The sequence below is a fragment of the Kriegella aquimaris genome (genome assembly GCF_900103215.1).
Classification (GTDB): Bacteria; Bacteroidota; Bacteroidia; order Flavobacteriales; family Flavobacteriaceae; genus Kriegella; species Kriegella aquimaris.
In genome coordinates this window covers 68,760-81,040 of record NZ_FNGV01000019.1, presented here as the reverse complement: position 1 = coordinate 81,040, position 12,281 = coordinate 68,760, and the positions used below count along the sequence as shown (strand labels likewise).

Below are 12,281 nucleotides of genomic sequence, written 5' to 3'. Positions count from 1 at the left end.
AATTACTACATTGGTCAACTAAGACTCGAGAGCACTCAAGCGACACATGCTAAATGGTCTTTTATCTCCGATAGCACGCAACCACTTTATAGGATAACGGCGCTCAGGCCATCATCTACAAAAATTACTTGTCCATTGACAAAACTCGAACTTTTAGACGCAAGAAAAACTGCCAATGCCTGTAAATCTTCTGGTTTTCCCCAAGCTCGAATAAATCCATATTACCCAATTCCGAAAGGCCAAAACGCAACTCGTCCCCATACTTGCCAATTTCATTGAAGGGTACGATAACCTGTGGTACGGCGGGAAGCCTTTCGGATACTGGCGGCAAAGCTCCAGCCGCAACAGCGGCAGCACGCTCTGGGGCCTCGTTATATTGTGATGACGATGAAGGTACTGTCGAGGTCAACTTCGATTCTTTCAGATTTGGGTTTTCTCCACAGGACAAAAGCAACAGAACAACCCAGGTGAACAGTAGACTGTTTTTCATCTCATTTTCTATTTATTTACAACTATCAAATTAATCTACAACAGGACAAAATTACTATCCATCATAGTTGTCTAATCAATTACCTCCCTAACAACCTGATCAATCACCCCATACTCGGTCGACTCTGCGAAGCCAATAGAAAAGGTTCGAACAGTAGTTAAATGTTTGGTTGTTTTTTCCCCGTTTTGTCGACCAAAACCCATTACGGTCATATAAGGTCTGCTGACATAATTATCTGGAAACTCATCATCTTCATGTTGCAGCACATACAACATGCGGGGTGAATTTTGATCCCCAAAGGCCATCCACTCAGGAGCAGGCAGATCACCACCAAAGGCCTCTTCGATCGGGTGTTTTTTATTATCGATGGATGCATACCAAAAATCAGTGCTATCCATTTCACCTCCTGGAACGCCCTCGTATTGCACCCAATATTTATACCCGGGGCTGATTTTGCTCATCGTGAAATCACAGCGATCAGGATAAAAGTCCCACTGCCCCTGCCAATTTTCATTGTCTGAGGTGAAGGTAATGCGCACATGTTGTTCCGACTCAATGTCTACTACTGAGCTCGATGGATCGGTGCCTGCATTCATGGCATGAAAATAGCTTCCGTCTTGACGGTGGATTGCATTCGGAAATCCTCGGTATTCGCCTTTATGTCCCGACCCTTCCTCATTGTGAAAGCCTATCCAATCGACACCATCCTTGTCGATTATGCTCGACAAGCCGCCACCTTCCTTTTCCAGATAGTAGGTTGCTGAAGTTGTGGTAACAATGTATGCCGAACCTCCACCGGCAGATTCATCTATTCCATGTGTGAGTTGTACTTTATCCTGCTTGCAGGAACCAAGTAATAGTATTAATAGCAATAGTGATGTCAATTTTCTCAGATACATAATTATAATTATGGGTCGGGTTATGATTTGCGCATAGTTTTTGGTTTATCTTTTGTTGTTCCAAAGTAAAATCCCATCCCGATAGCTATCGGGATTGCGGACCTCATCAATATACATAGACCTCGGCTAAAGGCCCATAAGTAATGCCCTATTCTTGAACAATGGCGCTATAGCTACTCCCAAAATTTACAGATAAAATAACATATTCTGTATTTAAAACAGTTCCATCATTCGCTTGCCATCTCACGGGATTACCATCAGGGGAAACCTTTGGCAAAGCAAAACTGGCCAAATCACTATTAATTTTAAAAGTGTTCTCCCCAATGAACGTAAGCCCATTAGGCAAATCAACATGGGATAGGCGGTTAGCAAGAAAAGCACTATGCTCTATGGATGTAAGCCCATCTGGCAAATCCAAACGGGTTAGGCGGTTATCTCGAAAAGCACTAGTCTCAATGGTGGTAAGCCCAGCAGGCAAATCCACCCTGGTTAAGAAGTTAACATTAAAAGCACTCTCCTCAATGGTGGTAAGCCCAGCAGGCAAATCTATATGGGTTAGGCGGTTATTCTGAAAAGCAAAATCACCAATGGACGTAAGCCCAGCAGGCAAATCTACATTGGGTAGACTGTTATCTCGAAAAGCACTACTCCCAATGGACGTAAGCCCAGAAGGCAAAGTCACACTGGTTAGATTGTTGTCTCGAAAAGCACTACTCCCAATTATCGTAACCTCCCCTGACAAAACCACACTGATTAGGTTTTTATCTTGAAAAGCCTTCTCCCCAATCCCTGATACTACTAGCCCGTCCAGCATCTCGGGGATAATAATGTCGGGTTGATAATTATCCCCACTGGCGCCAGTAAGAGTCGAGGAAGTTATTACCCCCTGTACTACCGTCACATCCATATCTGTGAGGGTATAAGGAGTTTGTGACATGCCCGTAAAAACAAATGCAAACAAAATGCTTATGCTCGATATAATTTTACCCATAATATCCATTGGTTTAAATTTTAAGTTGGATGTCATTTAGACTATTGGTTTGGAACCGAGATTTTCGGTTTTGCACTACGTTTTAACAAATAGCCAATGCCCGCAATGATCAGCGCGCAAATCACATATATCATTCTACCCCAGAGCGGGTTGGGAATCAAAGCCATCAGTAAAATACCTGCGCTCATAGTCATTACCATGTTGCCCAATTTGCGTCTTTGCTGACGATCGACCTCGTCTTGTTGATCATCTGCAATATAGGGTGTTTCCAAATCTTGGAAAAAGCGATTTGTTTCGAGTTTATGATCGTCCTTCGCTTCGTTGTAGAATAAGGAAGTTGCCCAGAAAAACCCAGCAGTGATGAACACATGGCCCGCAACCGTTAGAATTATATTCATGTCAATAATTTCGCGTGCAGTAAGGGATTCGATACCGAACATTGCGGCACAAACATCTGCCGTAAATACGTTCATAACCAGCCAAGAAACAAAAAATCCTACTGTAATAGTAGCCCAAGGCGCCCATTTAGGGGTCTTTTTTACAACAATACCGACAACTAACGGCACCATCATTGGCACTTGGACCATTGTAGAAACTGACATCATAAGTTCGAATAGACTAAGTTTTTCAAGCGATGCGAAATACAGCGCCGCAGCAATTACGCCCAACCCACTTAAAAAGCTGACCAGTTGACTGAGCCGCAACAGCTTCCTGTCCTCGATATGTTTATTCCTTTTAGCGAGAAAAGGTTGGTAGATACTTCTGATAAAGATTCCTGCGTTTTTGTTAAGTGCCGAGTCCATAGAAGACATGGAAGCAGCAAATAGGCCGGCCATTAGTAGCCCAACAGTACCAATGGGCATGGCATTTCGAGCGAACACTAGGTATACGGCATCTGCCGCCTTGTTGCCTAGTTGCGGATAGTCTGCTGCGGCATCTGGGTATAAGGTGGCCGCTGCCCACGGGGGGATAAACCATATAATGCTCCCCACACCCATCAGCGTCATGGCCAATAAGGCAGCTTTACGGGCGTTGAAGGAATCTTTTGCGTTAAGCCATCGAAACGAATCATGAAGATTCATCATTGTTATGACCTGTTTTGGCAAAAAGAAGATGAAAGTTCCGAACAATATTAAGGGATAGTTCATATTCGGGCCTATGAGAAAACCACCTGGAAAATTTTTAACCATATTCACCGGTCCGTCTACCATTACCAATGCCACTACCGCGCAAGCTATTGAAACAACTGCCACTACCAAAGTTTGAACAAAGTCGGAAGCAACAACTCCCCAAGCACCTGAAAGTACCGATACGAAAAGTACGGTCAGACCAATCGAAATAATGGTCAAAGACATATCAGCATCAAAAACGGCACTGGTGAAAACCCCTAGGGCATTTAACCAAACACCAGCGTTTAGAAAGGAGAATGCGATTAACGCCCAAGCAAAAAATAGCTCATTTTGAGGGCCAAATCGCCCTCTTATTGCTTCTGTGGGCGTATCCACTCTCATTTGCCTAAACCGATGGGAGAAGTAAGCCCATCCGCAAAAGAATGCAAATGTATTGCCAATATACACGGCGACAATGGCAAATCCGTCGGCAAAGGCCTTACCTGCCGCGCCAGTAAATGTTACAGCTGAAAATTGCGCCATAAATGCGGTTGCCCCTACCATCCACCACAACATTCTTCCGCCGCCACGAAAATAATCACTTGTCGATTTGCTTGCCATTCGCGAAAACACCACGCCAATGGTAAGAATTAATATAAAGTAGATTCCAATTACGATATAGTCGTAAAACATAGTTTTGCCATTTTATTGCAGATGATGAACATCCGTCCAGTTGTCATTCTTTCTGATTAGGTCAATGAGTTGCTGGTACAGACTTCCCTCCTTGAATGTTTGGTATGGGGCAACCGTTTCTCCTCTGATATCTTTCACGAATTCTCTAACCAGATAGTGCCAATTTCGCTCCGTATCACCTTCAATTTTTGGTTGATTGTCGGCTATGTCCTGAGGTATGGGCACCTCTTCCCATGTTTTATTTTCACCATAAATATACAGTGGGCCCATGCCATAGTGGCCTTCAATGAAAATCGCCCCTTTCGTGCCGTAAAATACAATATGGTTCTCTTGGAATTTCGGGACCAGTCCGCCATGCTTGAACAGTACGGATACCGGTTTGGTGGCAAATTCACTTTCCAACTGTGCCAATACGGTATAGGACCACTCGACATTACTTTCACCCCACTTCAGCGAGGGGTCGTTGAGATCTTTGGGAATATGGTCTCTCCGAGTTTTGAAATTATGTACACCTTCAACAATAGGTGCTTTTCCCAAATCGTCGCGCACCTCTCCGATTATCGACAAGATTTTTTCGCCGATTACCGATGTTGCAATGGAAATCATGTGCGTAAAGTTGTTGTTCAAGCGACCACCACCATCTTCTTTTCGATGTGACCATCCGAAGGGGATATCCCGTTCCAGGTTAAAGTGCGATATAAACTCGGCTTCCACGGGTTCGCCAATTGCCCCATTTGCCACGAGCTGTTTGGCGTGTTGAATGTGAGGCATATATCTGAAACTGGAAGCAAAGGCTGTTTTTACGTTTTTAGCTTTGGCAAGTTCATACAACTCCACGGCCGACTCTCCTGTATCTGTCAGTGGCTTATCGCTAAATACATGACATCCAAATTCGATTGCCTGTTTTATTGGTTCATAGTGGGCACCACCTGGGGTCGCGATAGAAACGATATCCGGTTGGCATTCCTTCAATGCCTTTTGCCAATCCGTTCCGGAATAGGGAATCCCCATTTTCTTGGCCACTTCACTTACTACATTTGGTGTTCTTCCAACAATGCCCACTACCTCGACTCCAAAAGCTCGAAAGGCATCTGCATGCCCCTGTCCGGCAAATCCGGTTCCTGATATTAGTACTTTTAATTTTCTATCCATTTAGTAAAGTTTTGAATATTTGTATCTTCTGTTATTTGTTCTTTACCAATTCCATAAGGTGCCATCTTCTAACCTGTTCACAGGAAGGTACGAGCGTTTATATGGGTACTTCTTGGCTGCTTCCTCATCGAAATCAATGCCCCATCCGGGTTTATCATCCATATACAGTAATCCATCTTTTAATTCAACTTTGTACTGGAACACTTCGTTCAGCTCAGGGGTACCGAAACCAACAAACTCTTGCACTCCGAAATTGGGCGCCCAAAGATTGAAATGCATATGTGCCATTAAGCAAACTGGCGAAAGGTCGGGTGCTCCATGTGGTGCCATTCGCACATGATATAAGGAAGCAAAGTCCGCTAATTTTTTTAGAGGGGTCAATCCACCACCATGAGTAACCGCAGTTCGCACGTAATCAATCCATTGGTTTTGTATCATTTCTTTAGCATCCCAAAGGGTATTGAACTTTTCTCCTGTTGCCAAAGGAGTATCGGTATGCTCCCGGATGACTTTATATCCTTCTGCATTTTCCGTAGTCACGGCATCCTCTATAAAAAGAAGCTTATAAGGTTCCAACAATTTGCATAATCGAGATGCTTCGATTGGGGTCAATCTACTATGTACATCATGGCAAAGTGCTATTGCATAACCAAATTTCTCCCGTGCTTGCTTAAAAAGTTCGGGAATAAAATTCATGTATTTGGTGGTCGACCACTCTTGTTCTGGCGGTAAGGGCCTATTGCCCTGTAATTCATAGTAATTTTTTTTGCCCTCCATGGTACCGTACGTGCCCTTTGTATCGGGAAGCGCACATTGCAAGCGCACAGCTTTGTACCCCTCGTTTATCATTGTTCCCAGATTTTTCAGAACTTCTTCTATGGTTTCCCCATTGGCATGACCATATACCGTAACTCCTTTTCTACTTTTTCCGCCGAGCAGTTGATAGACTGGCATATTGGCGAGCTTTCCCTTGATATCCCAAAGCGCCATATCTATAGCAGCAATAGCAGCAGTACTCACAGCACCATTTTGCCAATAGGCTCCTTTGTATAGGTATTGCCAAATATCCTCGATTTGATGGGCATCCTTTCCTATAAGACAGGGAGCGATATGTTCCTCTAAATATGCTACTACAGCCATTTCCCTTCCGTTCAGTGTGGCATCTCCAAGCCCGTAAGTACCATCTTCTGTTATAATCTTAACGGTAACAAAATTGCGGCCTGGGCAGCAAACAAAAACTTTTATATCCTTTATTTTCATTAGTAATTCTCTTGTGGTTTCAATTTGCTTTTTTTGTATTTCTTCTTAAAAATCACTTTCCTCTGCCATTTTTACGACACCAACAATTAGTATCAAATTAGCGAATCGGCGCTGTTCACCTGTTTGAATAATTAAAGTGGTGGCAGGTTCTCTGATTTTGTCGTAGAAAGCCCATCGTTCCATCTCGGCCCACGATACTTCACCCAATAATTTTTTATACCCATCATGTATTTCTGCATTTGCTTCAGCAGGCTTTTCCATGACGATTGCACCTTGAACCGGGCAGACTTCCAGTATGCCTTCAAGTACTGTGAGAGCATTTAATAGTCCTGGGCGAAAGTTGAGATGTACAGTTGTCGAGTTAGGGCCTTTCATAGCACCGACTGGCAAATTTCCGTCTGCAATAACAACTTGTGCAAAATGACCCGAACGCGCAAGCGCCTCCATAATTGTTGGGTGTATTACCGGAGTTTTTAGCATAAAATAATCTTTGAAATAGGTGAATAAAAAACACAAGGAACTAAATAAAACCTAGTGTTTTTCTTAAAACAGTCAATTATATATAGTTCAACAGGGAACTACATATTGTAAACCCCACCGTTAATGTCTAGTGTTGCACCAGTAATAAAGCCATCGTATTCGGACGCCAGATATGCAACTGCTCTTGCTACGTCAGCTGCATTGCCTGCACGTTGAATAGGAATGCCCGCTGTTGTTGCAGCTGCCGATTCTTTAGTTGTATGGGTGTTGTGAAATGAAGTGCCCAGAATAAGACCAGGAGCGACCGCGTTAACTCGAGTGCCTTGAGGTCCTAATTCTGTTGATAGCGCTCGTGTTAATGTCAGGATTGCACCTTTGCTGGTGGAATACGCTAATGATCCTGGGTGACCACCTTTACGCCCAGCTAGTGATGCCAAATTAACAATACTACTGTTGTCATTTTTTGATAGGTGAGGAGCTGCGGCGCGCGTTACAAACATCATGGATGTAAGGTTAATATCCATTACCTTGTGCCAGAACTCAGCCTCCATTTCGCTAAGCATTTTACGTGCAACAAGCGAACCTGCGTTATTAATCAGTATGTCTAGACCACCAAACGCTTCGATTGTTTTTTCGACCAATGTATTTGCATCGGCTTCGTTTGTTAAGTCACCAGATATTGCAATCGCTTTTTGCCCTTTAGTGGTTGCCAATTGAACTAATTGGTTCGCTGTATCTGCACTGGAAAAATAGTGGATGGCAACATTAGCTCCACTGTTGATAAAATGCCTAGAGATTGATTCTCCGATTCCTTGAGCACCAGCGGTTATGAGAACATTTTTACCAACTAATTTGTTATTATTTTTCATTTTATTTTTAAACTAATTGATTAATCATTTTTAGTGAAATAGCCTTCATTCGACACGGCGTCGTCACTTACAGTTATGCTTGCGGTTTTAAACCACACTTCGGCGTAGTTGCCGTCTGAATATTGTTTTTTAATATCACCACCATGCGTTTCAGCACCAGAACACCAGTTTTTATTTACATCGGGAGACTTTCCATTTGTTTGATTGTAAGCACCAAGCTTAAAAAAACAACCTTCCCCAGTGTACGCATTTTTACGTTCTACTCCATCTTGACCAATTGGCACAAATAATTTTTGTGTTTGCCCGGGTATATCAGCAGTAGTTGTGTATTCAGATTCGATTAAGTTTTTTGTAAACGTTTTGGTTTCATGCCCCTTACTAGTAAATGTTAAGTTCATAATACCATCAGCAACTTCTATTTTATAACTAAATTCTTCACCCAAAGCAATACCATCCTTTGGTTCTTCCGGGTAGGTATTTGCGTTAGTACCAACAACGGAAAAGTCATTACCCCAAACAGCTGTTGAATAATCCCATCTTTTAGAATTGTCATCTCCTGCTGTATTAATTTCATAATGCCAAAAAACAGAACCTTTCGTATGACCTGGGAATTTCTTGTAAAATATTTTAAGTGGTTCGTTCTCATGCGCATCAGCACTATGAATCTGACCTACTACTACAGCATGTGTAGCCGCTACTCGAGCATCACCAGTAGCGGATACATTCATTACTTTTAGCGTAGCTGTTAATTTATCATTGGCAGTTTTAGGATACCATTTTTTTACTTGTGCCAATTCAGTTCTTGTATTGTTTGAAGTTCCATGCGTGTCTCCTCCGTTGGGTGCTTTAAAAACGATCCAATCGCTATTGCCATCATTTGTAGTATAAAAGAAATCTTTATTCTCAAAATTGTTTGCATGACCCACATTTGAACCATCACCCAAAATTAATTTCCAATCATCAAAAAATGGAATAACGTCACTTGCATAAACGGTCTTTACTACTTCTTTGCCTGTACCGAGCGTATTCGAATTGTTTTTTTCTTTATTTTCATTTTTACAACTATTTAGTATTAGGATAAGACCAACGACTAGGAACGTTGCTAATGATGTGATATTTTTTTTATTCATTTTTTTATAATTTGGTTTCAATTATATTTTTCATTCAAAGCTGAATTTTCTATTTGCTTTGATACTTTAAATAGTATTCCATAATAAGAGCTCATTAATGAAAAGAGTAATTCCGAAAGCATTCCAAATAGTAACAAAAAGACTTATTTTATTTGCTCTCTTGTTTTATAAATTGGGCGCCGTCCCTTCTCCTACAGTTGCTTCTTTAAACCAAACCTCTGCATAGCTTCCATTTTTATATTGTTTGGCGATATCACCGTCAAAAGTATCCGCTCCGGTACTCCAAACCATGTTATCTTCTGGATTCTTTCCGTTGGTTTGATTGTAAGCACCTTGTTTGAAATTTTGTGTTTCTCCTGCATACGCATTTTCAAGTTCGACACCGTCACGGCCAATTGATGCATACAATGTCCATATTTGTTGGGGAATTGCGTCCTTTTCAGCAAAATCCGATTTCAACAAACTTTTGACAAATGTTTTAGTTTCGTGACCTTCACTGGTAAATGTGAGGTACATGATACCCTTATAAACATTTATTTCATAACTGAATTCCTCTCCCAAAGCAATTCCATCTTTAGGTTCTTCCGGATAGGTATCTGGACTTGCACCAATAACCGACATATCATAACCCCATACAGCGGTTGAATAATCCCATCTTTTTGAATTGTCTCCTGCCGTATTGATTTCGTAGTTCCAAAAAACCGATCCTTTTTTATGTCCTGGAAATTTTTTATAAAATATTTTTAAAGGTTCGTTTTCATGACCTTCCTTACCGTGAATTTGTCCGACAACAACGGAGTAAGACGCAGCAACCCTGGCATCACCGGAGGTTGACACATGTTGCACTTTTAGGGTACCAGTTAATTTTCCGCCTTCCATCGGTGTCCATTCTCCACGTTGCCCTAATTCAGTTCTGGTGTTACTAGACGTTCTAGAGGTTATTCCTGAGTTCGGTGTTTTATAAACCACCCAATTTGTTTTTCCATCATTTTCTACATAAAAAAAATCTTTATGTTCAAAATTCACCAATTCACTGGAAGGTGTGCCATCTCCGCAAAGAATACTAAAACTATCCATAAACGGAATGACGTCGCTTGGATACATTTTGTTATTAGACTCATCATTCTTGACCTTCGTCGTCTTCTCTTTACAACTATTTAGTATAAAAGCAACACTGATCGTTAAGAGTATTTGGGATATTAGTTTTATCGTATTGCTACTCATATTTTTTAGTTCTTTTATTTATTCTTGCAATGAAACGGTACTACAACTGTATGTACTACAATTGAATTATTTGGGACATCCTCCGAGAGATCCCCTCATTATAAATTATCTTCTGATGGCACCAGAAGTATCCCCATCCATCAAACTTTGCACGTTTTGCAATGACACCGTATTTACATCCCCCGGAACAGTATGTTTTAGGGCGCAGGCAGCGGAAGCAAATTCTATAGCCCGTGCATCATCATAATGCAATAGCCCATATATTAGCCCAGCGGCAAAGGCATCACCTGTACCAACGCGGTCTATAATGTGGGTAATGTTCAGCATTTCGGATTTAATATATGCTTCCCCACTCCACAGTTTACCCTGTATTTGGTGGTGTGAAGCGCTTATGGTTCTCCTGGTTTTTTTGACCACTTTCTTGATATTCGGAAAAAGAGTTATCAACTGTTTGGCCAAAGACTGAAATTTATCGTCCAATTCACCCAGGCCGAACATTTCACGAATTCCTCTACTACTGGTTATCACAACGTCACAATTTTTAACCAATTCAGGTATAACCTCCTGCATGCTTTTCCCGTATTTCCACATGTTGCTTCGTGAATTGATATCTCCAGAAACTGTTATCCCCAATTTGTTGGCGGTGTTAATTGCATCTAGACAACATTGAGCGGCACCTTCAGATATAGCAGGTGTGATGCCTGTCCAATGGAACCAGTCGGCATCTTTCAGCACAACTTCCCAATTCACCATGGAAGGGGTAATCAAAGAGAAAGACGAACCTTCTCTTTCGTAAATGACCTCGCTGGGCCTATGAACCGCACCTTTTTCAAGAAAGTACTTGCCAATCATGTCATCGCCGTAAATAACCTGTTCGGTACTTAACCAATGTTTTCGCAAAAATTGTGTGGCAGCTTTTCCTAAGGCATTATCTGGAAAACGGGTTACATGGGCTGCTTTCATGCCCAAATAGGCACAAGAAATGGCAACGTTGGCCTCTCCGCCACCATACACAAGTTCAAATGAGGAGGCCTGCGAGAATTTCTCATATCCAGGTGGGGACAAACGCATCATTACCTCGCCAAATGTGATTAACTTTTTAGCCATAATTTCTAATACATCTATTTTAGTGGAAAGGTTTCTTCCACAGTAAATTCTCCAGCGTTCCAAACTCCATTGATCATCATTATTTCATCTTCGAGATTTGCTTTGTCTATTGCGGCATTCAATTCCGTGATATCTTTCACATAGGTATCCTTATCCTTAGAATTTTTGGAAAAGGAAAATAATAGAACTGTACCTATAAGAAATAAACTAGTTTCTATCATTTGGCTTATTGAAATGGGTTAAACTTTTTTAATTAGATTATAATGAAGCCTACGATGTTCATTGGATTCTCAACCCTTCTCTTTTTTGCCAACAGTGCAAATGATAGGTAGCTGTTGATTTATGTCGCTTAAACTGGTTAACCAATTTGGTTTACCAAAAATAAGTATATTTATCAGACTGACAAATTTTTAACATAAATTCGGTCAATACGTTTAAAAACGAGAAATAAAATGAAGAAAGAACCAAACTATCGAGAAGAATTTTTTTTAAACTATGAGCAACAAGGTTTATGGTAGTGCCAGGCCTCGAAATTGAGAATCCTTTTGAATCAGCATTACAAATACAAATGATGAGTTAGGGGTGCATCTGTTTTCAAAACACCTTCAATTTCTGGATTATGATGAATGTCTTCTGCGGCCGCAGCACTAGATTTTGATGCTTTAGGTTTAACTGTTAGGCCAAAAGGGTACGTTCTTCATAAAAAGAGTAGCGGAAGATTCGGCAAGGGCTGTAGCTACAATGAAAAGTGAGGTCTAAAAACAAAGTTAATGACTACCAATGTTCTTGGACCCCTAGCTAGAACTGTTTAGTTTTCAGAATTTTATTAAAGAGGTGTTATCCGCCTAGCAAACGAAACGAATTTCAATCTATAAAT

Annotated in this window: 12 protein-coding genes; all 12 read right to left on the bottom strand. The window is 41.3% G+C overall.

Going from position 1 to position 12,281, the window contains the following annotated elements; translation table 11 throughout:
• Nucleotides 1-86: 86 nt before the first annotated feature.
• Nucleotides 87-176 (bottom strand): hypothetical protein, encoded by a 90-nt coding sequence (locus tag BLS33_RS22965; protein ID WP_245731618.1) that lies wholly within the window; start codon nt 174-176, stop codon nt 87-89.
• Between the two features lie 385 nt (nt 177-561).
• Complete coding sequence (locus tag BLS33_RS22955) at nt 562-1,389, bottom strand: hypothetical protein (RefSeq protein ID WP_218129633.1); 828 nt, start codon at nt 1,387-1,389, stop codon at nt 562-564.
• A gap of 148 nt (nt 1,390-1,537) precedes the next feature.
• Nucleotides 1,538-2,380 (bottom strand): leucine-rich repeat domain-containing protein, encoded by an 843-nt coding sequence (locus BLS33_RS22950; RefSeq protein ID WP_218129632.1) that lies wholly within the window; start codon nt 2,378-2,380, stop codon nt 1,538-1,540.
• A 41-nt stretch (nt 2,381-2,421) separates the two neighbouring features.
• Nucleotides 2,422-4,182, bottom strand: coding sequence for a sodium:solute symporter family transporter (locus BLS33_RS22945; protein ID WP_089895381.1), 1,761 nt, complete (start codon nt 4,180-4,182; stop codon nt 2,422-2,424).
• Nucleotides 4,183-4,194: 12 nt separating this feature from the next.
• The gene (locus tag BLS33_RS22940) at nt 4,195-5,334 is read right to left on the bottom strand and encodes a Gfo/Idh/MocA family protein (RefSeq protein ID WP_089895379.1); all 1,140 of its coding nucleotides are present in this window, start codon (nt 5,332-5,334) and stop codon (nt 4,195-4,197) included.
• A 42-nt stretch (nt 5,335-5,376) separates the two neighbouring features.
• Nucleotides 5,377-6,594, bottom strand: a complete 1,218-nt coding sequence (gene manD, locus BLS33_RS22935) for a D-mannonate dehydratase ManD (protein WP_089895377.1) — start codon at nt 6,592-6,594, stop codon at nt 5,377-5,379.
• Between the two features lie 45 nt (nt 6,595-6,639).
• Nucleotides 6,640-7,074, bottom strand: a complete 435-nt coding sequence (locus BLS33_RS22930; protein ID WP_089895374.1) for an RbsD/FucU domain-containing protein — start codon at nt 7,072-7,074, stop codon at nt 6,640-6,642.
• A 98-nt stretch (nt 7,075-7,172) separates the two neighbouring features.
• Nucleotides 7,173-7,943 (bottom strand): SDR family NAD(P)-dependent oxidoreductase, encoded by a 771-nt coding sequence (locus BLS33_RS22925; RefSeq protein WP_089895373.1) that lies wholly within the window; start codon nt 7,941-7,943, stop codon nt 7,173-7,175.
• Between the two features lie 20 nt (nt 7,944-7,963).
• Nucleotides 7,964-9,073, bottom strand: coding sequence for a polysaccharide lyase family 7 protein (locus tag BLS33_RS22920; RefSeq protein WP_089895371.1), 1,110 nt, complete (start codon nt 9,071-9,073; stop codon nt 7,964-7,966).
• Between the two features lie 165 nt (nt 9,074-9,238).
• Nucleotides 9,239-10,297: a polysaccharide lyase family 7 protein gene (locus BLS33_RS22915; RefSeq protein WP_089895369.1), complete on the bottom strand. Its 1,059-nt coding sequence runs from the start codon at nt 10,295-10,297 to the stop codon at nt 9,239-9,241.
• A gap of 105 nt (nt 10,298-10,402) precedes the next feature.
• The gene (locus BLS33_RS22910; protein ID WP_089895367.1) at nt 10,403-11,404 is read right to left on the bottom strand and encodes a sugar kinase; all 1,002 of its coding nucleotides are present in this window, start codon (nt 11,402-11,404) and stop codon (nt 10,403-10,405) included.
• A 14-nt stretch (nt 11,405-11,418) separates the two neighbouring features.
• Nucleotides 11,419-11,625, bottom strand: coding sequence for a hypothetical protein (locus BLS33_RS22905; protein WP_089895365.1), 207 nt, complete (start codon nt 11,623-11,625; stop codon nt 11,419-11,421).
• Nucleotides 11,626-12,281: the final 656 nt, after the last annotated feature.